At 37.6% G+C, this 25,975-nt stretch carries 26 protein-coding genes and 2 other annotated features; of the genes, 22 read left to right on the top strand and 4 right to left on the bottom strand.

Annotated elements, in window-relative coordinates:
- The first annotated feature begins 20 nt into the window (after nt 1–20).
- The 4 genes from AC1RNS_RS23980 to metG all read left to right on the top strand — a co-directional run bounded on the left by AC1RNS_RS23980 (nt 21) and on the right by metG (nt 4,574).
- Entirely contained in the window at nt 21–554 is a 534-nt protein-coding gene (locus AC1RNS_RS23980) for a sigma-70 family RNA polymerase sigma factor (RefSeq protein ID WP_492996320.1), read from the top strand.
- Nucleotides 547–1,545, top strand: a complete 999-nt coding sequence (locus tag AC1RNS_RS23975; RefSeq protein ID WP_492996319.1) for a DUF4179 domain-containing protein — start codon at nt 547–549, stop codon at nt 1,543–1,545. Before AC1RNS_RS23980 ends, AC1RNS_RS23975 begins: the two co-directional genes overlap by 8 nt.
- Nucleotides 1,546–1,655: 110 nt before the next feature.
- Nucleotides 1,656–2,303 (top strand): HAD hydrolase-like protein, encoded by a 648-nt coding sequence (locus AC1RNS_RS23970; protein ID WP_492996317.1) that lies wholly within the window; start codon nt 1,656–1,658, stop codon nt 2,301–2,303.
- Nucleotides 2,304–2,433: 130 nt separating this feature from the next.
- Nucleotides 2,434–2,690, top strand: a binding site (T-box leader).
- Between the two features lie 249 nt (nt 2,691–2,939).
- On the top strand, nt 2,940–4,574 hold the full coding sequence (gene metG / locus AC1RNS_RS23965; protein ID WP_492996356.1) for a methionine--tRNA ligase: 1,635 nt from the start codon (nt 2,940–2,942) through the stop codon (nt 4,572–4,574).
- 49 nt (nt 4,575–4,623) lie between these two features.
- Here metG and AC1RNS_RS23960 read toward each other — a convergent pair whose 3' ends face one another.
- On the bottom strand, nt 4,624–6,195 hold the full coding sequence (locus AC1RNS_RS23960; RefSeq protein ID WP_492996315.1) for a 2-isopropylmalate synthase: 1,572 nt from the start codon (nt 6,193–6,195) through the stop codon (nt 4,624–4,626).
- A gap of 94 nt (nt 6,196–6,289) precedes the next feature.
- Nucleotides 6,290–6,526, bottom strand: a binding site (T-box leader).
- Nucleotides 6,527–6,744: 218 nt separating this feature from the next.
- Between AC1RNS_RS23960 and AC1RNS_RS23955 the strand changes: the two genes are divergently transcribed.
- The gene (locus tag AC1RNS_RS23955) at nt 6,745–7,329 is read left to right on the top strand and encodes an HD domain-containing protein (protein WP_492996314.1); all 585 of its coding nucleotides are present in this window, start codon (nt 6,745–6,747) and stop codon (nt 7,327–7,329) included.
- A gap of 58 nt (nt 7,330–7,387) precedes the next feature.
- On the opposite strand, the gene AC1RNS_RS23950 is transcribed toward AC1RNS_RS23955, so the two are convergent.
- A complete protein-coding gene (locus tag AC1RNS_RS23950) occupies nt 7,388–9,082 on the bottom strand; it encodes a methyl-accepting chemotaxis protein (RefSeq protein ID WP_492996312.1) in 1,695 nt (564 codons plus the stop codon).
- A 313-nt stretch (nt 9,083–9,395) separates the two neighbouring features.
- On the opposite strand from AC1RNS_RS23950, the gene AC1RNS_RS23945 reads away from it, so the two are divergent.
- The 5 genes from AC1RNS_RS23945 to AC1RNS_RS23925 all read left to right on the top strand — a co-directional run bounded on the left by AC1RNS_RS23945 (nt 9,396) and on the right by AC1RNS_RS23925 (nt 12,552).
- Entirely contained in the window at nt 9,396–9,890 is a 495-nt protein-coding gene (locus AC1RNS_RS23945) for a DUF1648 domain-containing protein (protein WP_492996310.1), read from the top strand.
- Nucleotides 9,891–10,265: 375 nt separating this feature from the next.
- Nucleotides 10,266–10,703 (top strand): DUF1801 domain-containing protein, encoded by a 438-nt coding sequence (locus AC1RNS_RS23940; RefSeq protein WP_492996308.1) that lies wholly within the window; start codon nt 10,266–10,268, stop codon nt 10,701–10,703.
- Nucleotides 10,700–11,077 (top strand): VOC family protein, encoded by a 378-nt coding sequence (locus tag AC1RNS_RS23935; protein WP_492996307.1) that lies wholly within the window; start codon nt 10,700–10,702, stop codon nt 11,075–11,077. Before AC1RNS_RS23940 ends, AC1RNS_RS23935 begins: the two co-directional genes overlap by 4 nt.
- Nucleotides 11,078–11,095: 18 nt before the next feature.
- Nucleotides 11,096–11,554: a nucleoside deaminase gene (locus tag AC1RNS_RS23930; protein WP_492996305.1), complete on the top strand. Its 459-nt coding sequence runs from the start codon at nt 11,096–11,098 to the stop codon at nt 11,552–11,554.
- 17 nt (nt 11,555–11,571) lie between these two features.
- A complete protein-coding gene (locus tag AC1RNS_RS23925; RefSeq protein ID WP_492996303.1) occupies nt 11,572–12,552 on the top strand; it encodes a GNAT family N-acetyltransferase in 981 nt (326 codons plus the stop codon).
- 42 nt (nt 12,553–12,594) lie between these two features.
- Here AC1RNS_RS23925 and AC1RNS_RS23920 read toward each other — a convergent pair whose 3' ends face one another.
- Nucleotides 12,595–13,032 (bottom strand): Rrf2 family transcriptional regulator, encoded by a 438-nt coding sequence (locus tag AC1RNS_RS23920; protein ID WP_054771049.1) that lies wholly within the window; start codon nt 13,030–13,032, stop codon nt 12,595–12,597.
- Between the two features lie 190 nt (nt 13,033–13,222).
- Between AC1RNS_RS23920 and hmpA the strand changes: the two genes are divergently transcribed.
- The 11 genes from hmpA to AC1RNS_RS23865 all read left to right on the top strand — a co-directional run bounded on the left by hmpA (nt 13,223) and on the right by AC1RNS_RS23865 (nt 21,580).
- A complete protein-coding gene (hmpA, locus tag AC1RNS_RS23915) occupies nt 13,223–14,389 on the top strand; it encodes an NO-inducible flavohemoprotein (protein ID WP_492996301.1) in 1,167 nt (388 codons plus the stop codon).
- 207 nt (nt 14,390–14,596) lie between these two features.
- The gene (locus AC1RNS_RS23910; RefSeq protein WP_492996300.1) at nt 14,597–14,857 is read left to right on the top strand and encodes a metal-sensitive transcriptional regulator; all 261 of its coding nucleotides are present in this window, start codon (nt 14,597–14,599) and stop codon (nt 14,855–14,857) included.
- Nucleotides 14,858–15,297: 440 nt separating this feature from the next.
- Entirely contained in the window at nt 15,298–15,585 is a 288-nt protein-coding gene (locus AC1RNS_RS23905) for a rhodanese-like domain-containing protein (RefSeq protein ID WP_492996354.1), read from the top strand.
- A 13-nt stretch (nt 15,586–15,598) separates the two neighbouring features.
- Nucleotides 15,599–15,895 carry a rhodanese-like domain-containing protein gene (locus tag AC1RNS_RS23900; RefSeq protein WP_492996299.1) on the top strand — a complete coding sequence of 99 codons (297 nt, stop codon included), beginning with the start codon at nt 15,599–15,601 and terminating at the stop codon, nt 15,893–15,895.
- Nucleotides 15,896–15,955: 60 nt separating this feature from the next.
- The gene (locus AC1RNS_RS23895) at nt 15,956–16,510 is read left to right on the top strand and encodes a sulfurtransferase TusA family protein (RefSeq protein WP_492996297.1); all 555 of its coding nucleotides are present in this window, start codon (nt 15,956–15,958) and stop codon (nt 16,508–16,510) included.
- 12 nt (nt 16,511–16,522) lie between these two features.
- The gene (locus tag AC1RNS_RS23890; RefSeq protein ID WP_492996295.1) at nt 16,523–16,918 is read left to right on the top strand and encodes a DsrE/DsrF/DrsH-like family protein; all 396 of its coding nucleotides are present in this window, start codon (nt 16,523–16,525) and stop codon (nt 16,916–16,918) included.
- An 87-nt stretch (nt 16,919–17,005) separates the two neighbouring features.
- Complete coding sequence (locus tag AC1RNS_RS23885) at nt 17,006–18,133, top strand: MBL fold metallo-hydrolase (protein WP_492996293.1); 1,128 nt, start codon at nt 17,006–17,008, stop codon at nt 18,131–18,133.
- 159 nt (nt 18,134–18,292) lie between these two features.
- On the top strand, nt 18,293–18,520 hold the full coding sequence (locus AC1RNS_RS23880; protein ID WP_427537822.1) for a sulfurtransferase TusA family protein: 228 nt from the start codon (nt 18,293–18,295) through the stop codon (nt 18,518–18,520).
- Nucleotides 18,521–18,681: 161 nt separating this feature from the next.
- A complete protein-coding gene (locus AC1RNS_RS23875) occupies nt 18,682–19,461 on the top strand; it encodes a sulfite exporter TauE/SafE family protein (RefSeq protein ID WP_492996292.1) in 780 nt (259 codons plus the stop codon).
- 228 nt (nt 19,462–19,689) lie between these two features.
- On the top strand, nt 19,690–20,394 hold the full coding sequence (locus AC1RNS_RS23870) for a DsbA family oxidoreductase (protein WP_492996290.1): 705 nt from the start codon (nt 19,690–19,692) through the stop codon (nt 20,392–20,394).
- A gap of 235 nt (nt 20,395–20,629) precedes the next feature.
- Complete coding sequence (locus AC1RNS_RS23865) at nt 20,630–21,580, top strand: c-type cytochrome (protein WP_492996288.1); 951 nt, start codon at nt 20,630–20,632, stop codon at nt 21,578–21,580.
- Between the two features lie 39 nt (nt 21,581–21,619).
- Here AC1RNS_RS23865 and AC1RNS_RS23860 read toward each other — a convergent pair whose 3' ends face one another.
- A complete protein-coding gene (locus AC1RNS_RS23860) occupies nt 21,620–23,314 on the bottom strand; it encodes an FAD-dependent oxidoreductase (protein WP_492996287.1) in 1,695 nt (564 codons plus the stop codon).
- 260 nt (nt 23,315–23,574) lie between these two features.
- Between AC1RNS_RS23860 and AC1RNS_RS23855 the strand changes: the two genes are divergently transcribed.
- Nucleotides 23,575–25,563: an ABC1 kinase family protein gene (locus AC1RNS_RS23855; protein WP_492996286.1), complete on the top strand. Its 1,989-nt coding sequence runs from the start codon at nt 23,575–23,577 to the stop codon at nt 25,561–25,563.
- The last annotated feature ends 412 nt before the right edge of the window (nt 25,564–25,975 follow it).

Here is a 25,975-nt window from a genome sequence, read left to right as displayed (position 1 = left end):
AGCCAAAAGGAGGAGATTAGGTGGATATAGAAAAATTGGTTAAGAGTGCAAAAAGGGGGAATGATGAAGCATTTGAGCAGTTGATTGCTTTCATGCGTGAAAAATTATATCGTACTGCCTACTCGTATGTTCGAAATGAGCAGGATGCGCTTGATATTTATCAAGAGTCTATTTATAAAGCCTATACAACATTGAAAACATTAAAGAATCCAAACAGTTTTCCAGGGTGGATTATTAAGATTGTGGTTTATAAATCTATTGATTTTATTAGAAAAGATGCAAGGAAATTCACTTTAGGAGATGAGGAGTTTTTTGCAGAGATAGCTGGTACTCAAAATATGAAGAACATTGCATATTCATTAGATGTAAAAGAGGCAATTGATACATTAGATGCCAAATATAAAACAATTATGTGGTTACGCTTCTATCATGATTTTACTGTCAAAGAGATTGCAAAAATGTTGGGGTGTCCTGAAGGAACAGTGAAGTCCTATATTAACAGAGCTAAGAAAGAGTTAAAACCAATTTTAAGGGAGGGCTACTTGTATGAGTAAGGATAATAGTCGTATCAATATTCCACTTCAACAATTGATGATGAGAGAGCAGGTGGCAATAAGAGCAGCAAAAAGGAAGAAGCTGAATATTAGAATTCTAAAACCTCTCCTTACTGCCTGTGGATTATGTATAGTACTACTAGGTTCGGGATTTCTCTCTCCCACAATAGCGACCGCATTAGCTAATGTACCTTATATTGGAGCCATTTATGCTAAATTTGGGGATATTGCAGCTAAAAAGATTGAACAAGAACACTTGATGACAACAATAGATAAAGAGGATACGCATGGGGGCCTTACAATGACTGTTAAAGAAGCGGTATATGATGGGAATAGATTATTAGTTACAGTCACATATACAGGGCAGAATGGTGTTTCTTTACAAGAGGAGGTTGTAGGTACTAATACGCTAACTGTCAATGGGGAGCCAATAGACGTTGCAATGGGTTCTACAGGTCAAGATGATATTGGTAAAAACACAATTATTGAGCATCATGAATTAACTTTATCCAATGCAGATATATATGGGGATAAAATTGAAGTTGCATTAGATGGTAGTGATTTATTTGGCTACAAAGGTAATTGGCATGTGGATTTTACACTTGAAAAATTAAAGGAAGAAGTTATCACTTTCTTTCCAAATATAAAATCTAATACTAATGATGGACTATATAAGTTAAACGTTGCACAGATTTCATTTACACCATTATCGACGCGTATAGATGTCCTAGTAGATTATCCAAGAGAGTTAGATAGAAATGATCAATGGCCATTTTTTGAGTTTGAGGTAACAGATAGTGAAGGGAGGTTATATGATAGGGCGAATATGCAAATGGGAGCGACTAAGGATTATGGACATCATATTATTCTAGTACTACCACCTATGGAGAAAATGCCAAAATCATTTACACTTAAACCAGGTAAGTCGGATGAGCAAGGATATTGGCGCCAAATAAAGGGATTAGAAATGATAGTACCCCTAGAGCCTTAAAAAATATATAATCCTCCTTTAGTTTTTGAGAACTAGAGGAGGATTATATAATATTAAAGAGAAACAATATAAGAGGAGAAATCATTCATAATATTATAGGAGGTGGCTTTATGACAAAAGCTATTATTTTTGATATGGACGGAACTTTATTTCAAACCAATTTAATTTTAGAGCCTGCACTAGCTGCGACGTTTGATGTGTTACGGGATAAGGGCTTGTGGCAGGGAGATACGCCAATTGAAAAATATCGAGAAATTATGGGAGTACCATTACCTGTTGTTTGGGAAACGCTATGTCCAATGCACTCTTTAGCAATACGTGAAGAGAGCAATGCATTATTCCATACAAAGTTGATTGAGCAAATACGGAATGGTAAGGGCGCATTATATCCAAATGCAGAGAAAACACTTACTGCTTTGACAGAGCACTATAAGCTATACATAGCCAGCAATGGACAGAAGGAGTACTTACAAGCAATAGTGGAAACCTATCAATTGGAGCGTTTTATCAAAGATACATACAGTATCCAGTCTATTTCAAGTGGTCATAAATCAGATTTGGTAAGAAAAGTGATTGTAGAAAATGCTATTCAGCAAGGAGCTGTTGTCGGAGATCGTTCTTCTGATATTCAGGCTGCCCATGATAATCAGCTTCTCTCAATTGGGGTACGTTTTGATTTTGCCCAGGAAGCAGAGCTACAAAGGGCAGATATTGTCATTGACGACCTAAAAGATTTATTACAAGTTCAATTAGCTTAAGTAATAAATTTTTATCTCCCGATATTTTCCTTTTATCGAGAAAAATAAACGATTTATCGAAAATTTTCAGTCATTTCTAGACATTTATTGCATTTCTAAAGGAGAAAGCGTAAAATGGTGCCAACCTAATAGAAAAGCATTGAGAAGGAAAAGTAAATTGGATCAGCATTATATAGAGAGCCTCTGTTGGTGGAAATGAGGTAAATGAACCCTTTTGAAAATGACCTTTGAGCTTCGTACCGAAAGCATTTGGCAAGTAGATTACGACGAGATAGGCACTCGTTACAACAGCAGCAGTATCTCTCATAGATGAGACGTACTGATAGAGGCAAGTAGTGTGAGCTATTTGTAAATATAGGTGGTAACACGGGTATACTCGTCCTAATCAATTTTGATTAGGGCGATTTTTTTATCTTCATTCAGCAGAAAACTCCTACCTCTACAGGTGGTGAGATGAATGCAGTTTTGGTTTCTTTTCAGTGGGTGTCCAAACACCTACTGAATGAAGATAAAGCCTCCGGCGGATGTCACGGATTTTCAAAGGAATGAATTGTGCAGGCACAATTCAAAATCCGAACGCAATTACGCCAAGGCGAAATTGATCCATTTTTATTTATGCGAGGGGAGCAATTTAGAATGACAATTGTTATTGGAGGCGCTTGGCCATATGCAAATGGTTCTTTGCATTTAGGACATGTTGCTGCACTATTACCAGGTGATATTTTGGCTAGATATTACCGTCAAAAGGGCGAAAGGGTTTTATATGTGTCAGGGAGTGATTGTAATGGCACACCGATTTCTATTCGCGCTGCACAGGAGAACACAACTACTGAGGCTATCGCTAATCATTATCATGAGGAATTTACACGATGCTTTACTGATTTAGGATTCACCTATGATTTGTATACACGTACAGATGCAAAGCACCATCATGACTCTGTACAGGCTATCTTTTTACAGCTACTTGCGAATAATTTTTTATATAAAAAGAAAATTGAGCAGGCTTATTGTGAAACAGACAAACAGTTCTTGCCAGATCGGTTTGTAGAGGGAGTTTGTCCAAACTGTGGCGCTAAGGCACGTGGTGATCAGTGCGATAACTGTTCCACAATTTTAGATCCTCTCGATTTAATCGATAAACGTTGTAAAATTTGTGGCAATGAGCCAATTATTAGAGAAACGGAGCATTTTTATTTTGCCTTTAGTCAATTTCAAGGAAGATTGGACACATATTTAGCAGAGGCAAAGGCTGAAAAACGCTGGCGTGATAATGCCCTTGGGCTAACAGAGCGATATTTGGCTGAAGGCGTTCCGGACCGTGCAGTGACGAGAGATTTACCAAATGGCATTGATGTTCCAGTTCCGGGCTTTGAAGGTAAAAAAATATATGTATGGATTGAAGCGGTTGCAGGTTATTTAACTGCAAGCATAGAATGGGCAAAGCAGCATCAAATAGCTATTGAGGATTTATGGAATGAAGAAACAATCTCGTATTATGTACATGGTAAGGATAATATCCCATTCCATACCGTTATTTGGCCAGCCATTCTAATGGGAATAGGGGCAAAGGCATTACCAACACATATTGTGTCGAATGAATATTTGACGCTAGAAAAACGAAAATTATCAACCAGTCAAAATTGGGCGGTATGGGTGCCATATATTTTAAGTCGATATGATGCGGATTCGATTCGTTACTTTTTAACAATGAATGCCCCAGAAAACCGTGATACGGATTTCTCCTGGCGGGAATTTATTTATAGCCATAATGGGGAGTTGCTTGGTGCATATGGCAACTTTGTTAATCGTACGTTGAAGTTTATTGAAAAATCTTTTGAAGGGCAGGTACCACAAGCTGAGGTAGATGGAAACGTTCGAAAGCAAACGATTCAATTGTTTAATGAGGTGAGCAACCTTATTGAAGCGGGTCATTTCAAACAAGCATTAGAGGCTATTTTCGAATATATTCGGGCAGCCAATCGTTATTTCGACGAACAGCAGCCATGGCTTCAGGTGAAGGAGAATGTAGAAGCAGGAAATCAAACACTTGCAACATGTGTCTATATTATTGCGAATCTGGGTCAGCTACTACATCCGTTTTTACCATTTTCAGCCGAAAAGGTAAGAAGAATGTTAGGTATACGTGAGCTAATGTGGCACGAGCAGGTAGAGCTTCCAGCATTCATTAATGAGGTGACACCACTGTTTGAACGTCTTGATGTGGAGCTGATAGAAGAAGAATTTCAAAAGCTTGTGAAGGACAGTCAATAAAAAATCCAAAAGCAGTACGACATAAAGTTTGTCATACTGCTTTTGGCAATTAGTTCATCACTGGTGTTAATTTTGCTACAACAACACTGTTAATCGCATTGATGTATGCCAGTGCACTTGCTTTTAATATATCTGTATCTGCGGCTTTGGCAATATATTTTTCACCCTCGTGCTCGATTGTGATTTTTACTTTCCCAAGTGCCTCTTTCCCACGAGATACACTGTTGATATTGTATTCTACAAGTTTTACGTCAATATTTGTAATTTCTGCAATGGCTGAATATAAGGCATCGATTGGACCTGAGCCTACTGCGCTCGCTTTAAATACTTCGCCGCCTTTACGAATCTTCACACTTGCTGAAGGGAAGTTTGAATTGCTGACGACTTGTAAATCGTCAAAGTCAAAGAATTGCTCACTATAATGTGTGGCATTCGCATTGTTTGCATCATGTTTTTCATAGTAGCTTTCAACAATTACATATAAATCATGATCGTAGACTTCTTTCTTCGCATCAGCAAGCTTCAAGAAGCCTTCAAAGATTCCTTCAAATTCATCTGTAGAAAGATTTGAGAAACCAAGCTTTTCAAGTGCATTTTTCACCGCATGACGCCCAGAGCGAGCTGTAAGGACTAATTCCATATCATCAAGACCTACATCTTCTGGATGGACAATTTCGTAAGCATCACGAGATTTTAGCAAGCCGTCTTGGTGAATACCAGATGAATGAGCAAAAGCATTGTCCCCAGTAATTGCTTTGTTCACTTGTACATCTAAGCCCATAAAGCTTGAAACAAGACGAGATGTATTCATAATTTCTTTAGTATTTATACGTGTTTCAGCATTGTAAACAGCGCTACGTGTTTTTAGTGCCATTACAACTTCTTCTAATGCAGCATTACCAGCACGTTCACCAATACCGTTAATTGTACATTCTACTTTATCTGCACCATTCTTAATGGCAGCAAGTGTATTAGCTGTTGCCATCCCAAGATCATTATGACAATGAACACTTAGTAAAACGCTGTCATCTAAATTTTTCATACGTTCATTTAATTTATAAATCATTGCCCCAAATTCTTCCGGCTCTGCAAAGCCAACTGTATCTGGTACATTAATCATCGTTGCACCAGCCTTCATTACAGCCTCAATCGTTTTCCAAAGATACTCGAAATCTGAGCGAGAAGCGTCTTCCGTTGAATATTGAACTTGTGGTAAAAGGGTTTTCGCATATTTGACAGCATCCACACCAATTTGTAAGATTTGATCCTTAGATTTGCTAAACTTTTTCTCTACATGAATATCTGAAGTTCCAAGTACCATATGAATCATAGGATTTTCAGCATATTTGACAGCATTATAAACAGCATCAATATCTGCCTGTACAGCACGTGCTAGAGCAGTTATCATAATGTCATTTGTATTTCCTACTTTTTGTGCAACAGCTTTTACTGCATCAAAATCACCTTGTGATGAAGCAGGGAAACCAGCTTCGATAATATCGACGCCTAATTTTTTGAGCTGCTGTGCAATCTCTACTTTCTCATATAAATTCAATTTTGCACCTGGCACTTGCTCGCCATCACGTAAAGTTGTATCAAACACCCAAATTTTTCTTCCCATTTTCAAACACTCCTTTTGTCATTGTCTTTTTCATAAAGCTACACTTAGGCCAAAAATCGTTTAATCAAAATAAAAAAACCCGTCTCTATTTAAAAATAGAGACGAGTTTATGCTCGCGGTACCACTCTAATTGACCTTCTCTTTACAGAAAAAGTCCCCTTATCGACAGCTATCACTGTCTATCCCAATAACGGAGGAAACCGACATCCCTTACTTAATTTCAGGGAGTAGCTCATGGACGAGTTCAAAATGTGTGTCTACCGATTTTCACCAACCATCGGCTCTCTACAAGTACACAGGCACTTCTACTATTTCCAATCTTGGCCTACAATGTGTTGTTGAAAGCAATCATACTTTGATATTGTGAATCTGTCAATAATATTCTAAAAATTATTTTTTTTCTGTCTAAATCAATGTAGGATTAGCCCTATTTTAGAATAAGGCGAAATGGTTTATTTCCATTATGAACAGCCATTTACGTGTGTTAATAAAAATTTTAATATAGGCTATAGAAATATAGCGATAAAGTACAAATAGGGAGAGATATTAATGGATTTACAGAGCACCTTAAAATTTTTACATATAGCGGAAGGATTAAAGCGAGAACTGCGTCATAGCTGGCTTTCAGATGGGCGGCAGGAAAGTGTAGCCGAGCATACATGGCGGGTAGCGTTAATGGCAATGGCTATTGAGGAATACTTACCGCAAAAGGTTAATAGTGAACGTTTATTAAAAATGATTATTATTCATGATTTAGTGGAGGTGTATGCAACCGATATCCCGGCCTTTGATACGATGAATGATATAAAGGCAAAAGAACAAAAGAGACAAAATGAAATCAAAGCAATTGAAAAAATTAGAAATTTGCTAGGAAATGATACAGGACAACAATTTTATGATTTGTGGTTTGAATTTGAGCATAAGAAAACGTATGAAGCAAAAGTAGCGAATGCTTTAGATAAACTCGAAGCGCAAATTCAGCACAATGAAGCTTCTATCGAAACTTGGTTACCGATTGAGCATGAAATGGTATTTTTGCTAGGTAGACATACGGATTTTGATGATGTGTTAGATGAGCTGAAAGATATCATTGAAGCAGAAGGAGTAGAAAAAATTCAGACAGATAATAATTGATAAGAATCTGCTATTTTTCTAGGGGAAGATAGAAAATAGACAGATTCTTTTAGTATTTTTATTCTATTTTAAAGCGTGAAACTTGAGTTTGTAATTCCTCAGCCATATTTGAAAGTGTAGCAGCAGAAGCGGCCACCTCTTCAATCGTGGCTAGCTGCTCTTCAGAGGCAGAGGCCACATTTTGTAAGTTAGAAGAAGACATTTGTGCAATTGTTGCTATTTCATCGAAGGATGCATATATCAGCTCCGCACTTGAAGACATTTCTTCTGAAACGGTCGTTGCTTCTTGAATTTGCTTAGAAACTTGTTCAATCAGATCAACGATTTTTGAAAAGCCTTCCTCAGCTACCTTTACAACTTGCATGCCAATTTGAACCTCTTGTGTACCAGTATCCATAACAGATACCGCACGATTTGTATCATGCTGAATTTCGGAAATGAGGCTAGCAATTTGTTCAGCCGATTGCTTAGATTGCTCCGCTAGTTTTTTTACTTCATCCGCAACAACAGCAAAGCCGCGACCATGATCTCCTGCACGAGCAGCCTCAATTGCAGCGTTTAATGCTAGTAAATTTGTTTGCTCTGCAATATCTGTAATAAGACCGATAATATTACCTATTTCTACAGAGTGGTTCCCTAAGTTTTTGACTACGTTCGCAGACTCTAAAACGGCTGTATGAATTGTATCCATTTGTGTAATGACACGGAGTAATGAATCGTTTCCTTTGTTAGCCTCAACATTTGTTTCCAAAGCAAGCTCAGATACAGCAGCTGTAGTCGTTGCCAATTGCTGAATACCTCTTGTCATATTTTTCATGGCTTCAGAGCTTTCAGTAGCATTTTTTCCTTGCGCCTCAGAGCCACTTGCAACCTCCTGTATAGAGGATGTCATCTGCTCTGTTGCTTGGATTGTTTGATCTGCACTTGCTGTTAATTCAGCTGCAGAGCCACTTACCTGTACAGTATTGTGACGAACACTTGTAATGAGCTCCTTTAAATTTAGAGCCATTTGATTAAAGGCAAGTGCTAAATCACCAACCTCATCACGATTCTTTATACGGATTTGCTCTGCTGTTAAATCACCCTCGGCAATTTTTTGTGCTGCTCTAGCCATCCCTTTAATAGGTCGAGAAATAAGGCTACCCATGATAATAGCAATTATCAGACTAATGACAACAGCAAACACCCCAAGTATAATCATTTGAAATTTTATCGATTGAATTTCTTTAGTTGTCGCGGCGATTTTACCATCTATATACTCACTTTGATAATTGGCAAGGTTTTCTACGCGTGCATCGAATTGCTTAATAATTAATCGTCCCTGTGTACTATCAAGCTTTTCGTATTGTTCTGTTTCTCCAGTAGCCTTTAAGGAAAACATACGATCAGCGAATTGCTGGACATTTTGCTCACTTTTATTGATAGCCTCTAATAATTCAATAGATTCATTAGTATGGAAAGATGCCATTAATTCATCTGATTTTTTTTTGAATTCTTCCCTTGATTCATTGTTGCTTTGAAGATTTTGTTTATCTCCAAGTAATAAATACCCTCTTAGGCTTACAATTTCTTGCTTCGCAATCGCTCGAAGCTCCTGAATACTTATAGATCTAGTAGTTTGTTCTTCAAGTAACACACGATATGTTTGATTAACGGAATTAAGCTGTTTAATGTTTAACCCGATTGTGCCAATTAAAACTAAAATAACAATAAAAAAACCGAGTATCAATTTCTTGTAGATAGTAAATCGCATAGTTGAAGTTTCCTTTCTCAGTAATTTAGTATAAATGTTACAAAAAAATGAAATATGTATATATACCATTTATATCAGATTATATGAATTTTACAAAGTATTAAGAGTATTTTCATGTTAATTAATAAAACTAATATGGAAGTAAGTTGTAGAGAAAATAATAAAAAACATAGAAATAATAGGTAATTAACTTGTAACGAAAGCGGATAGTTAATGATAGAACATAAACAAATATGTCAATCCTCATAAATTTGAAACTTAATGAGCTGTAGTAACGTAGAATCAATAAAGAACTGACTAGGGATGTGAGAAGGTGTATAGACCAATTTTGAAATTGCCAAAAACAAAAGTTGAAAAACTATGGGACTATATTGGCTGTGGATTATTTGTGCTGTCCATCCTTTACATTTTTTTTATGTGGGGCGAAATGCCTGAAGAGATTCCAGGGCATTTTAACGGTGTAGGAGAAGTGGATCGTTGGGGCTCAAAAATAGAACTGTTCATTCTTCCATTTATCGGAACGTTTCTCTGGATATTATTGAGCCTACTGGAAAAGGCACCGCATATGCACAATTACCCAGCACGTTTAAATGAAAACAATGTTGAGGCATTTTATTTAAATAGCCGTAAGACTTTAAATGAAATTAAAAATCTTTGTTTAATTATCTTTGCTGCTATATCATTTCAGATGGTTCAAATTGCTATAGGGGAGATAGAAACTCTTGGCTGGTGGTTCCTTCCGATTGTGTTAATGGGAACAGCCATACCGATTATTAAGGGCATAGTAGCAACTTTTAAAATAAAATAGTATTTATGTACTCAAACGCTTGTGGAATTATCCGAGCGTTTTTTTGTACGCAAATTTTATAAAATCATTTATACTATCAAAATCGATAAAAATTGTAAGTGATAAAAACGAGTTGACAAGTACTGTATAAATTCTTTATATCATGAGATAGGCTGTAATTTTATAGATGCACCATATAATTGTACTATTTCTTTTGTTATTTCTAGTAATAAAATGGTATCGTATTTACAAAATATATTTACTTATTTTTAAATGATCTAAAATGGGTAATAAAGAAGTGTGATTCGAAATGATGTCTTTTATGGGATTTCTCAAATTTGCATCGATTGAACGGGACGGTTGTGTACAAAATAATTATAGGAAAGGAGGCTGAGAATGACGCACACATATATCGAGCAAGTCGATGAAAAATGGCGTGAAAGCTTTGCTAGGCTGGTAGATGTGGTGGAAACAAATTTACCTGAAGGCTTTGAACGCACATTGAATTATGACATGATTAGCTATGTTGTCCCATTATCAACGTATCCTAAGGGTTATCATGTTACACCAAATACACCACTTCCTTTCATTAGCCTTGCTGCACAAAAACGACATTTAGCTGTCTATCATATGGGTCTTTATACAGATAGGGAGTTATTGTCTTGGTTTCAGGAGGAGTATGCAAGGCGTGTACCCACAAAGCTCAATATGGGAAAGAGCTGTATTCGTTTTACAAATTCAAAAAATATTCCGTACGATTTAATTGGTGAACTTGTTGCGAAAATGACACCGATGCAATGGGTTACAAAATATGAAGGAGAGTTGACGAAATGAAAAGTGCCACTACATTTTTAATGTTTCAGGGACAGGCAAATGAGGCTATTCATCAATATCAACAATGGTTTTCGGATTTAGAAATCAAGAGCTTAACATATATGGAAAACTCACAGCAGATAGCAATGGCTATACTCGATTTAAAAAGTCTGAAAATTATGGTCAATGATAGTGTTATACAGCATAATTTTACTTTTACACCATCCATCTCAATCTTTCTGGAATGTGAGTCTGTGGAAGAAATCAACCATCTCTCGGCTCAAATGCTAGAGGGCGGAAAGGCATTAATGCCTCTTGATAATTATGGTTTTTCTAAGCAATTTACATGGATTGAGGATCGTTTCGGAGTATCTTGGCAGCTTACGTATAATTGATTTTAAAGGGGAGTATATATGAACAAGTGGATGCAACGAGCTATAGAACTTGCTTTAGAGAACATAGAGCAAGGTGGACAACCATTTGGAGCTGTATTAATAAAGGATGAAGAAATTATCGGGGAAGGTGTCAATGAGTTACATCTTCGCCCAGATAGTACTGGCCACGCGGAGCTTTTAGCTGTTCGACGTGCGCAGGAAAAGCTACAGTCAATAGACTTAACAGGGGCCGTTATGTATGCTAGTGGGGCACCCTGTCCTATGTGTTTTGGTGCGATGGCAATGGCGGGAGTAGATAAGGCATATTTTGCTAATTCTTTAGAGGATGCTATTTCGGTTGGTTTAAGTCGATCTAGTGAGGTATATGCAGATTTATTGAAATTAGAAAATGAACGTTCGTTTCAAATGATTCATATGCCAGTAATGGATGATGAAAAAAATCCGATGCATGTCTGGCATAAATGCAAAGTTGAATGAACAAAAGGAGAAAGAGAATGGCAGTAACTTTAGTGAGACATGATATTAAATATGCTGAAGCAATGCATGCATTGTCTTCCATGCCACAGGTGCGAGATGCACTAGGGTTACCTGCTGGTAAAGTAGAAGACACAATAAATTTTATTAAACGAGAATGTGTGGATGAAGAGGATGGAAAGACTGTTCCTCGGGTTGTCCTAAACGAAGAAGGACAGTTCATTGGTGTGACTGCATTAATGTTTATCGATCACACGAAAAAAAGCTGTCACATTGGTTCTTGGCTTGGCTATGAGTTTTGGGGAAAAGGCTATAATATAGAAGCGAAAATAGCGATTTTAGATATTGCATTTTTTGAATTAGGACTTGAACGGGTTTTCGCAGGTGCGAGACAGGTCAATATTCGTTCTCAAAAGGCACAGGAGAAATTCCCATTTATTCGATTAGGAGTAGAAAAGGATTTTCCGGAGGAGCACGCATGGTTAGAGGTAAAGGAAAAGCAGCCATGTGTTTTAAATGTTTTTGAACGTACAGATTTTGTCCGTTATCGTACAGCTTTAGTAAAAGTGGAAGGCCCACGAGAGAGCTATTTATCGCAATTATTAATAGCAGATGAAAGTGAAGAAGCTGTAAGGAAATATTTAAATGACGGCGACTTGTATGAAATTAAATGTGGTGAACAATTAGCAGGCGTAGCACTACTTCTTGCACAATCTAATAAGGCAGTGGAGTTGAAAAATATTGCGATCGTACCAAATTATCAGGGGAAGGGACTTGGCAAGGAAGCATTGCGACAAATAACAAGCATTTGTCACTCTCAAGGATATCAAACAATTTTAGTGGGTACTGCCAATTCGAGTATTGATAATATTGCTTTCTATCAGAAGGCAGGCTTTCGTATGGAATCAATTGAAAAGGACTTTTTTAGTTCTTATCCAGAGCCTATCTATGAAAATGGCATACGTGCATTAGATATGATTTTCTTTTCAAGAAAATTATAGATTATAAAGAAATACCCGTCCAACTTATGTTGAGCGGGTATTTTATTTGCCAAGCAACAGTGCCATCAACTTTTCTTTCGAATGTAAAAAATCATCAAGAGTATAGCGATCTAAAACGGCTAAATAGGCTTGTAATGCTTCATTTAGGACACCCTTTAGCTGACATTCTGGTGCAATTTTACATAGATTATTTTCCTTATCAAAGCATTCCACTAGATGAAAATCCTCTTCTGTTTGACGCACTATTGCACCAATTGTGATAGTTTTAGGATCAATTGCAAGACGTATACCCCCGCCTCGTCCGCGAATGGTTTCAATGTAGCCAAGTAATCCGAGCTGATGGGTAACTTTCATTAAATGGTTTTTTGATATATTATAAGCATCCGAAATTTCTTGAATGGTTGATAATTCACCGTCTTCCTTCGCACCTAGGTAAATAAGTGTTCGAAGAGAGTAATCTGTGTATAAAGTTAAACGCATAAGAACACCCTACTTTCTGTAGTTCACAATAATTATAGCATTTTTACTTTGAAGTATAATAAATTCAATACTTTTTTTAAGATGTATTTAAAATACATTAATTATGTCCATTTTGTTAAAGATGTATTTTAGATATTGCTTTTAGAGAATGGAAGCGTTATATTGTAATCACGAAAGGATGGTATGCGATATGTTAAAACAAGAAACAGTACAAATTATTAAAGCAACGGTTCCTGTATTAGAAGTTCATGGTGTTGAAATTACAAAAACGTTTTACAAAAATATGTTTCAAGCTCATCCGGAATTATTAAATATTTTTAATCACACAAACCAAGAAAAAGGTCGCCAACAAACAGCGTTAGCAAACACAGTTTATGCTGCTGCTGTTCATATTGAGAATTTAGGGGCAATTTTGCCAGCAGTGATGTTAATTGCACATAAGCATCGTAGTTTAGGTATTTTACCTGAGCATTATCCAATTGTTGGAGAAAATTTATTAAAAGCCATTAAAGAAGTGCTTGGTGATGCAGCAACAGATGATATTATTAATGCATGGGCTGAGGCTTATGGTGTAATCGCAGATGTTTTCATTCAAGTAGAAGAAGAGTTATATCAAAAAGCTGAAGGTAACGGTGGATGGCGTTTATTTAAACCATTAAAAGTAGCGAAAAAAGTAGTAGAAAGTGATCTTGTTACTTCTATTTACTTTGAAAATGAAGATGGCTCACCTCTACCAGCTTATGAGCCAGGCCAATACATTAGCATTCGTGTGAAAGTACCAGGTGAAGAGTATTTAATGAATCGCCAATACACGCTTTCACAGGCGAGCGCAGAAGATGGCTATCGCATTTCGGTGAAACGTGAAAGTGACCAAACGCCAAATGGTAAAGTTTCAAACTTTATTCACGATAACTTACAAGTTGGGGATTTAGTAGATGTAAGTGCTCCAGCTGGGTTATTTGTTTTAGAAGAAACTACGGCTCCAATTACATTTGTCAGCGGTGGTATCGGTGTAACTCCATTAAACAGTATGCTGCAATCACTGAAAAATGATGCTACAAATGAAGTGAACTTTATCCAATGTGCACGTAATGAAAAAGTTGTAGCATTTAGTGATGACATTCAAGGGAAAGTGGCTGCACTTTCTAATGCGTCTTATACAGCGTTATACTCTGACGAGGATAAGCAAATTACAAAAGAAATATTAGCGGAAAAAGTGGCAGATAACACAGATGTTTATGTATGTGGACCTGTTGGCTTTATGGAAGCTGTTATTAAACATTTACAAGAAATTGGCGTGAAAGATGAAAAGATTCACTATGAATTCTTTGGTCCAGCCATGCAATTAGCAAAATAAAAAGACTGGAAATCCCTGTTATGAGTAACGGCTCATAGCAGGGGTTTTTTTATGGGGAATTGAGATAGATGGATAGAAAGGCTGAAGTGACGGATAGAACCTTGAGGAAGTACCGGAAAACTTTTATGTTGACAATATACCTCGCGGGGTATATTATGAATTTCGTAAGCAGGTTTCATCAATCAAATAAAAGGGGGCATGAACGGAATGGCTTATGGTCCAAAAACAGCAAATCGTGTAAAACGAATAGAAGGTCAATTACGCGGTATATTACGCATGATGGAGGAAGAACAGCACTGTAAGGATGTGATTACACAGCTATCTGCCGTGCGTTCTGCGGTTGATCGAACAATTGGTGTTATCGTAAGTGAAAATTTATTAGACTGTGTAACGACTGCTGAAGGAGATGCTGGAAAGATGAATATGGCGATCCAAGAGGCAATGGATTTAGTTGTCAAAAGTAGGTAAAATTTATCTATATTCAGCAGAGTACTACCATCTCTACAGGTGGCAGAATGAATGCGGTTTTTTCCTATTCAGTGTGTGTACAAACGCCCGCTGAAATAGAGGAACTTAGGCTAAAATCTTCACATCCTGTGAAAATGCTTGAGTGACCAACATCATGTTGCTGTCGCTGCGTTAGCACTACGCTTTCGCACAAAAAACATCATGTTGCTGTCGCTGCGTTAGCACTACGCTTTCGCACAAAAAAACATCATCTGTTGCCCAAAGCCCCTGGTGGATGTCACGGATTTTAAAGAGGAGCTTTTCGAGGGAGCTCGAAAAAAACCAGATGCAATTATGCTGGAGCTTAATTGATATACCCTTTATAGTATAAAAGGAGGTAGTTAGATTTGGAAGCTTGGCTTATCGTTGCGATTATTATTGCAATTTTAGTATGGAGAATGATGCCTGCAAAAGGAGTACAATCAATCTCAGCAGCACAACTAAAAAATATTCTACATGATCAAGATAAAGTTTTTATTGATGTACGAACACCGGCTGAATATAAGGGACGTAATATCCCCCAGTTTAAAAATATTCCGCTAGGTTCTAGTTTTAATAAATTGCCAAGGGATAAAGAAATAGTTGTCATTTGTCAGAGTGGCATGCGCAGTAGTCAAGCATGTAAGCAACTAAAAAAACAAGGGTTTGAACGTGTTACAAATGTCCGTGGTGGCATGAGTGCCTATTAGGAGGAGACAAAGCATGAAAGAGATTTTAGCCAAAGAAGTACAACAGGCATTAGAGCAAGGTCAGCCAATCCATTTAATTGATGTGCGTGAAGTAGATGAGGTGGAGGCTGGACATATTCCAGGTATTATTCATATCCCACTTGGTTTACTTGAATTTCGAATGCATGAGCTAAATAAAAATGAATCGTATGTTATTATTTGCCGTTCAGGTGGTCGCAGTGGGCAAGCTGCTCTATTTTTAGAAAGTCATGGCTTTGATGTTACAAATATGGTTGGTGGTATGCTTGCTTGGAATGGTGAAGTGGAGTAATTAAAAGTATTATATTTTTTTGAATAAAATAATACCCTTGTAGGTATAAGGAGGAGAATTATGAGTATTAAGGTGGATTTTCAGCTAGATGCCAAAGGGCTTTCTTGTCCAATGCCAATTGTAAGGACCAAAAAGGCAATGGTTGATTTAGTAGAAGGACAAATTCTAGAAATATCAGCAACAGATAAGGGGTCAAAGGCGGATATCGCGGCTTGGGCTGAAGCTGTCGGGCACCAATATATTGGGACTTTGGAAGAAGATGATGTGCTTAAGCATTATATTCGGAAATGCTCAAATGAAATTATGGAGGAAAAAACGTTTCCGCAGACAATTGATTTAGAACAGATTACAGGTAGAGAGGGTTTAATTCTTGATGTACGTGAAGAAGCAGAATTTGCTTTTGGACATATTGAAGGAGCTAAATCTATACCAATGGGTGAGCTAGAGTCACGTCTTTCAGAGCTTAATCAAGAACAGGAGATTTATGTTATTTGCCGCACTGGGAAGCGCAGTGATTTTGCTGCACAAAAACTTGCAGCACATGGGTTTTCAAAGGTATTTAACGTCTTGCCGGGTATGACTTCTTGGAAAGGCGATCTAATAAAAACAATTTAGGAGGAATTTATGATGTCAAACAAAGTAGCAATTATTGCAAGTAATGGTGGGCTTTTCGATGCTTATAAGGTGTTTAATATCGCAACAGCAGCGGCAGCCTCAGAGAAAGAGGTAGCCATCTTCTTCACATTTGAAGGGTTGAATTTTATTCATAAGCAAGGTATGCAAGCATTACCGATGCCTGCTGGAGCGGAGCATTTTGCACAGGGCTTTGCAAATGCTAATGTACCAGCCATACCGCAATTAGTGGAAATGGCGCAGGAACTAGGTGTGAAATTTATCGCATGTCAAATGACAATGGATGTAATGGGGTTAACAACTGATGATTTTATTGATGGTATTGAGGTTGGAGGAGCTGTTACATTCTTAGAGTTTGCAAAGGACGCAGCACCATCATTGTCATTCTAATTGTCTGACAAAAACAAAGAAAAAGCGGGGAGGGATATCCTTTCCGCTAAAAAATTCAATAAAATAATACCTTAGGGGGTAAAAGAAATGTCGGTTTTAAAATGGAACGCAGCACAAGTGGCTAAAAAAGTAATTAATAATGAAGAGTTATTTATTTTAGATGTTCGTAATGTAGATGCATTTGAAGACTGGAAAATTGAAGGTCATAGATTTGAGTATCTGAATATCCCTTATTTTGAGCTGTTAGATGGTGTGGAGGATATTTTGCCAAAAATCCCTACTGACAAGGATATTTTAGTTGTTTGTGCCAAAGAGGGGTCGTCGGTGATGGTTGCAGAAATGCTATCAGAAGCAGGACGCGATGTTGCTTATTTAGATGGGGGCATGAAAACGTGGAGCGAATATTTGGAGCCCATTAAAGTAGGAGATTTAACAGGTGGAGGAGAGCTTTATCAATTTGTGCGTTTAGGGAAGGGCTGTCTTTCTTATATGGTAATCTCTGAGGGAGAGGCTGCTATTATTGATGCTGTTCGCTTTACTGATGTATTTATAAACTTTGCGGAAGAGAATAACGTGAAAATCAAATATGTTTTGGATACACATTTACATGCTGACCATATTTCAGGTGGGCGACATATCGCGGCAGCTACAGGCGCTGTGTATTATTTACCACCAAAAGATGCAGAGGAGGTTGTCTTTGATTATACACCTTTAGTTGATGGCACGACTGTTCAAATTGGTGCATCTAAAATAGATGTAGGAGCCATTTATTCGCCAGGACATACAATTGGCTCAACATCATTTGTAGTGGATGGTAAGTATTTATTAACAGGTGATATTTTATTTATCGATTCAATTGGTCGTCCTGATTTAGCTGGGCTCGCTGCTGATTGGGTAGGAGATTTACGTGACACACTTTATAAGCGCTATCGTGAACTTTCTGATGATCTCGTAGTCTTGCCAGCACATTTTATGATTATTGATGAGTTAAATGAAGATGGGACAGTTGCTAAGCGTCTAGGGCAGTTATTTGCAGAAAATCATGGATTAAATATTGAGGATGAAACAGAGTTCAGAAATATTGTCACAGAGCAATTGCCGCCGCAGCCTAATGCCTACCAAGAAATCCGTCAGGTAAACATGGGGAAAATCACGCCGGAGCTAGACGAACAAACTGAGATGGAGATAGGACCTAATCGCTGCGCGGTTCGATAAGGCCATCAATCAACCATGGTGAAATGCAATGAGTATGCATGTATGTTTGTAGCATGTAAATATCGTGAAGCGAAGGCGCTCATCCTTCGTACAGTCATGAAAAAACAAGGACAATCGGTAAAATCGCTTACAACCTTTGCCGATATGAAGGAGAAAAATATGAAATCAAATTTACAACTAGATGCAAAGGGCTTATCCTGCCCTATGCCAATCGTGAAGACAAAAAAGGCTATGGATACTTTAGCTTCAGGTGAAATTTTAGAGGTTCAAGTAACAGATAAAGGGGCTCTCGCAGATATCCCTGCTTGGGCTAAAGCTGGTGGTCATACGATACTAGGTCAATCTGAAGAAGCTGGTATCATGACATTTTTAATTCAGAAAGTTTAAGGTTTGTGAGGGCTGTCTATCTAGAAGAATAGAGCAGCCCTTCTGTTATCAGGTGAAATATAGTTTGTTTCGCACAGCGAACATTCTGTGTGGAAGTGGAAAATTCAAAGTTGAAAGCTTGATTTTATCTTCAGTGGATTTGACAGAAAGAAGGAAACTAAATGGATATTACATGGATCATAACAATATTTTTGATTGGCTTTATCGGTTCATATATATCAGGGATGCTAGGTATTGGCGGTTCAATTATTAAATATCCCATGCTACTTTATATTCCGCCTTTACTTGGATTCGCGGCTTTTTCAGCACATGAGGTATCAGGAATAAGCGCAGTGCAAGTGTTTTTTGCCTCTATAGCTGGGGTATGGGCTTATCGTAAAGGTGGTTTTTTAAATAAATCACTTATTATTTATATGGGTGGCGCTATATTAGTTGGTAGTTTCGTCGGTAGCTTTGGCTCTAAATTTTTATCAGAGGCAGGCGTTAACATTGTTTATGGCATTTTGGCATTGATTGCCGCAGTGATGATGTTTATTCCGAAGAAGCAGATTGACGACAAGACAATGCAAGAGGTGACATTTAATAAACCAGTAGCTGCTATATTAGCATTTATTGTTGGTATTGGCTCTGGGATTGTTGGAGCAGCTGGTGGCTTTTTATTAGTCCCTATTATGTTGGTGATCCTAGGTATACCAACCCGTATGACGATTGCCTCTAGCCTTGCCATTACCTTTATATCCTCAATCGGTGGAACAATTGGAAAGTTGATGACAGGGCAGGTTGATTATTATCCTGCAATCATTATGATTGTGGCAAGTCTTATAGCAGCTCCTCTTGGTGCACGAGCAGGAAAAAAATTAAATACGAAAGTTTTACAAGCTATTTTAGCAGTGCTGATTTTAGCAACTGCTATTAAAATTTGGATAGATATTTTATCTTGATTCAGCAAATGTTTTTTTGTATCTAAAGCATATCGGCAGATACAGAAGACTCCCACCTCTATAGGAATGCAATTTTCTTCCTATTCAGTGGGTGTACAAACGCCCGCTGAATCAAGATAAAGCCCCTGGCGGATGTCACGGATTTTAAAGAGGAGCTTTTCGAGCGAGCTCGAAAAAAATCCGGACGCAATTACGCTAGGGCGTAATTGATAGGGAGGGCTGTAGAAAATGAAAATTGAAATTTTCTCAGATTTTACTTGTCCGTTCTGTTATATCGGTAAACGTGAATTGGAACGTGCCATCGATTTGGCTGGATATACTGGGCAAGTAGAGATTGAGTATAAAGCATTTCAAATAGCGCCAGATACACCTCGGAAGAATGCACCTATGTTATATGAGGGAATGGCGGAAAAATTTGACTCAACGCTAGAAGAAGTAAAGGGAATGACAAAGAACATAGCCGTGCGAGCGGCAGAGGTGGGGCTTCATTACAATTTTGAAGAAATGAAAACAGCTCATACTGAAAAAGCACATCGATTAGCAAAGTGGGTAAGGCAGTTCAGTAAAGAGTCAGCCTATACGGAAGCGCTGATGAGAGGATACTTTTTAGAGGGTAAAGATGTAAACGATTCTAAATTTTTATTAACAGTCATTGAAGCCCTTGACTTAGATGTCAATCTTGCAAAGGAAGTTATCAAATCAAATGATTTTAGTGAAGCTTTAGATAAAGACCGCTACGATGCAAAACAACTTGGCGTACAAAGTGTGCCGTTCTTTGTTTTTGAAAATCGCTATGGTATTAAAGGGGCAGAACCAACTGAGGTTTTCGTCCGAACGTTGCATCAAGCAGCCGAGATAGCTGGAATTCAACCTGTATTAAAGATGACAGGGGATGGAGAATCTTCCTGTGCTGCTGGTGAGTGTAAAATATAAAAAATGGATAAGGTGCCGAGTACTATTTGTACTTGGCATTTTTATTTCAGAAAAATCTATATACTAAAAGAGGTATTAAGTCGTGTTTATTGTGTTGTAGAACAATATTAATTTCATAATTTATCCATTTTTATCATCATAATGGTTCTATTTTAGCTAGGTGTGAGAAAAATCACATCTATAAATACATTATTTTGCTAAAATATAGGTGATTATACAAAGGGGGGTATTATAGATGAAACCTATCGTAGCAGGAGTAGCAGGAACATTGCTGTTAGCAGGCACGCTCTTTATCGGAGCAGTCATTAGTGACAAAATTTTAGGTGATGCTAATGGAGAAACTGAAGAAGCAGCAACACAATCAAAAATACCAACATCAGCAGCTGCGCAGTCAGTTGTCTATGCACCGCCAAGTATTGAGGAAGTACCGGAGGGACCTATGAAGGAAACCATCTTGTACGGCTATGAGCTAGTTAATAATACACATGTTGCTGCGGAAGAATATGTTGGAAATCAATTGTCCTGTACAAGCTGTCATGCAGGAGCGGGGTATGATGAGCAAGCATCGTCATTGGTTGGCGTTATGGCAAATTACCCGCAATATATTGCCCGTTCTGGTGATGTTGTGACAATAGAAGAGCGTATTAATGGTTGTATGGTTCGTAGTATGAATGGTAAAAAATTTGACATGAATAGCAAGGAATTAGAGGCAATGGTATCTTATTTTGCCTATATCTCAGAAGGGGTTCCGATTGGAGCTGAACGTGAGTGGGCAGGCACGAGTAATATGAAAAATGTTCCAATACCAGATGTCACAAATGGTGAAACATTATATGGACAATCTTGTATAGCCTGTCATGCAGCAGATGGTGCTGGTACTGGTGCTAATACAGGACCTGCATTATGGGGTGAAAATTCATTTAATGATGGGGCAGGTATTGCACGTATGTCAAAAATGGCTGGTTACATAAAAAATAATATGCCAGTTGGAGCAATTGGAACATTAACTGATCAAGACGCTGCTGATTTAGCTGCCTTTATTTTATCACAGGATCGACCTGAATGGGCAAATCATGATAAAGACTGGCCGAAAGGTGGACGTCCAAATGATATTATGGATAAAGAAAAACGTGACCAAGTAAAAAACGGCACAATAAATTGGGAGCAAGTGCTATCCACTAATTAAAAAATAGGGATGCTGCAATTTGGCGGCATCCCTTTTAGCTTAATTAAAGTTATAGGCTGTCACAATTTTTTCTCTGTTTGTTGAGACATCTGTAAAGTATTCATATAGGCAAATACCTAGGAAGGAGCCTGCTACATTAAATACATTCGTGAATCCGTTATTCTGTAGGGCCATTACTGCATTGTAGCTTCGTTGTCCAGAACGACAATGAACGTAAACGGGAATATCTTGTGGAATCTCATTCAACCGGTTGCGTAACTCGCTTAATGGAATATTATGTGCATGGATGAGATGGCCAGCATCATATTCATTTTTTTCTCGCACATCTAAAAAATAGGCATTATTTTCGACAAGATCTCTAACCTCATTAACTTTTATCTGCTTGTAGGTACCGTATATCTGATTTTGAGCAACTAGTGCAGCTAAATTGACAATATCCCGGGCAGTGCTAAACATTGGGGAATAAGTAAGTTCTAATTCCTTTAAGTCCTCTATTGTTCCACCCATTGTAATCATAGTTGCTATAACATCAATACGTTTCTCCGCACTACCTTTTCCAATCGCTTGTGCCCCAAGAATTCTTCCAGTATGTTCTTCAAAAACAAGCTTGAAATGGAGTGGATGACTATTTGGCATTAAACCGACTTTGTCTGGTGCAATCAGATACACACCCTTAGCTTGAAAGCCTTGTGCTAGTGCAGTTTTTTCATTTAAGCCAGTAGAAGCACATGCAAGATCAAAAATTTGCACACTTGAGGAACCGATAACACCTTTATTTTGCTGAGACATATTGAACATATGGTTTGCTGCTGCCCGTGCCTGTCGTAGTGCAGGACCAGCTAGTGCCAGACGTGTTTGTTTATGAGTTAATTGATGAAATACTTCTATGGCATCACCAACAGCATAAATAAAAGGGTCAGATGTGACATAATTAGCATCTACCTTAATACCGCCAAGTTCACCTATTGCCAGCCCAGCCTCTTGCGCTAAAGATGTTTCAGGTCGGACACCAATTGCTAAAACGACAGCCTGTGCCTTTACTTGTTTGCCAGAATTTAGTTCTACATAATCAGCGGCAACCTTGGCTAGACCATCATTGACAATGACATTAACTCCTCGATCCATCATCTCTTTTTGTAAAATTTGAGCCATATCATAATCAAAGGGCATCATAATTTGCTGACTAAATTCAACGAGCGAGACATTAAAGCCAGCCAGTTGCAAATTTTCTGCTACCTCTACGCCGATAAATCCTCCACCAATCACAGCAATATCTTGTATATCATCGCTCTGTATATAGCGATTTAAACGGTCTATATCTGAGACATTGCGAACAGTAAAAACATGAGAAGAATGAATGCCATCCAAGTTAGGGACGATTGGACTTGCTCCAGGGGATAACACTAACGTATCGTAGCTTTCCTCATATTCATTACCTGTGTGTAAATCCTTTACCGTAATTGTTTTTTCTTGTCGATGAATACGTATCACTTCATGAAGAACACGTGCTTCAATATTGTATTTTGTTTGAAAGGCCTGCGGTGACATTAAAATCAATTTGTCACTTTTTTCAACAATACCACTTAAGTGAAAGGGTAAAGAACAGTTGGAAAATGAAACATTTGGTCCTTTTTCGAATATAATAATTTCAGCCTGCTCATCAAGACGGCGAATTCGTGCTGCAGCAGAGGCTCCACCTGCTACACCACCGACTACTAAAAATTTTTTACGCATTTACAGACACATCCTTTTCTTTTTATACATATATGGGTATGTAGGTCTCCGAAATAAAGATTTATAATAATAAATTAGCGTTAAATATTTAAGAAACGTTGCTATAAATGCATTATATACCCCAAGAGGTATTTCATCAATAGAAATATAAAATTCTTTAAATCGGGGGGTGAAGGGGAAAGGGAAACCTAGTAAAAGAAAATAAGTGGCTAAATTTGTTATACTAGCAGTATTAGGTAGTTGCATCGGGGGTGACATTGTTGATTTTTTTAAAGTTTTTAATCCAAATTATTGTTGTATCAGGGCTTATTTATTTTGTCAGCGGGCGCTTAATTGGTTCAAATATTAACTTTGTTCGTCGGTTTCTTTCAGTACTTATTAGTGTAACGCTAACTTCCTTTGTTTACTGGTACTCCTATTTGCGCCATACGGATTTTTTATCCGAAACGATGATGCAAACAGTAACGGAGGTTAGTACACTTATTTGGATTGGAAGCATGTTGCTAATTTCTATGTTGCTTTATCTTGTCTTTGAGCTTTTTGATTCAAGTGGTATTACAGCTGGAGATCGGCGCAATGGTCAAAAAACCTTAGTGTTACGTCTTCGCAGCTATTGGCGGCAGCAAAAGCGCTTACGACAGGTGTTAAAAATCGCTGTAACGAATGGTGTTGTCCAAACAATCAAATATGCAAGACAACGAGAAAATGAAAAGGAGCTTGCTATAGCTTTAAGAGCTACATTGGAGCAATGCGGCGGGATATTCATTAAATTTGGTCAGGTCCTTTCCACGCGTAAGGAACTATTCTCTCCAATTTTTATTGATGAGCTGGAAAGACTGCAGCATAATGTAAAGCCACTACGACCAGAGCAGGTGACTCAAATTTTAGAGAATTCACTTCCAAAGCCCATGAATGAGGTATTTACAAGTTTTCAGATGGAACCAATCGCAGCAGCATCTATTGGACAGGTACATAAAGCACGATTGAAGAATTATGATGAAGTCGTGGTAAAGCTACTGCGTCCAGAGGTGAAGGGGATTATGCGAGATGATCTTGATATTTTAGAGGAATTTGCCAATTGGCTAACAAATAAATCTACATGGGCTGAATCACTAGGATTTCGGGAATTAGCTGGCGGTTTTGCGGATGGATTACGTGAGGAAATTCATTTAGATATTGAGGTCCGAAATACATTACAGGTGACAAATGCTCTTTCTAAAAGTGATTACAAGGTACGGATTCCTAAAATACACATGGATTACTGTACTGAAAATATAATTGTTATGGAGTATGTGCGAGGAAAAAGTGTTGCTAGTGGAGCAACTGAATTTAAACGTTTAAAAATTGATCGTAGGCAGTTTGCGCGTACGGTTTTATATTCCTTCTTTGAGCAGATGCTTTTTTCAGGTATCTTTCATGCAGATCCACATCCAGGAAATATTCATATCGATGAGACAGATGGTATTCCAATCCTACTTGATTTTGGAGCAGTTGGTCGCCTTGGGGCAACTCAGCAAGAGGGCTTGAAGCTATTTTTAATGGGCATACAGTTAAATGATTCAAGCATTTTATATGACGGCTTAACATTGTTGGTTGAACATGCAGATCATGCTGAGCGTGCGAGAATGGAACAGGCAATTGACCAAATTTTGTTAAAAATTTCTTATGTAGATCGAATTCCAACTGAAGAATTAATACATGCATTGTTTACGGTTGTACGTGATTTTGGACTAGCCTTCTATCCTGCAGTTGGTTTAGCGCTCCGTTCACTAGTAACATTAGATGGAACATTAAGAGTAATCGATCCCAGTTTTGATATTTTCACTGAATCCAAAGATTTTTCCTCTTCCTATATGCGGGCATCGTTCCTCAAGCCATTTAAAGAACCAATGGCCACAAAGGAACGTTTACAAGAAGAGTTATCAATGCTTATTCCGACATTACGCAAAATGCCAAGACGGGTTGATCAGCTTATACAGCGAGTAGAGAGCGGAAAAATTATTTTACACCATGATATTTTTTCAGATGAACATAATGCTCGCTTTATAACCAATTTGTTTTCACGTTTTGTCTTGCTTCTCGTTGGTATCACCTTTGGAATCATTTCAGTAGCACTGTTAGCCATCTCACAGTTTATTCATGATTCTTATGCTGTATATCTGAATACAGCAGCATACTTAGGTTTATTTTTATGTGCAATTTTATTAGTACGACTTTCCATACAAGCATTACGGTCTATGAAGCAATAGGTAAGGGAAAAACCCCTTACCCTTTTTTGTGTAAGTAATATTACAGAAACATTACAAATTTCAAAATAGGTCAAATATATCTAAAAGAAAAAAACGCGTAATTTGAAGAAAAATGTATCTTAAAGTAGAATTTTTTGTTATTTTATCTAATGTTACAGAATTATTTCGAGTTTTACTAAAGTATTAAAAAGACGCGAAATAGTATAAAAGTTATGCTATTAATGCTAAACTTTTAAAAGGCTAATGAAAATATAAGAACAAATTTACAAATATACATCGTTCAAGTGATTACATAGAACACGAGAAACGAAATTGATGAGATGAAGGGAAAGAAGTTAACGTGGGTAAGCGCAATAAATGGCGTAAGTCGATGGTACTAGCACTGGCACTAGCTGGCGGCTTATTATTTAAT

The organism is Lysinibacillus sp. GW821-FHT14F06 (assembly GCF_058803665.1).
This window is presented reverse-complemented; position numbering and strand designations above follow the sequence as displayed.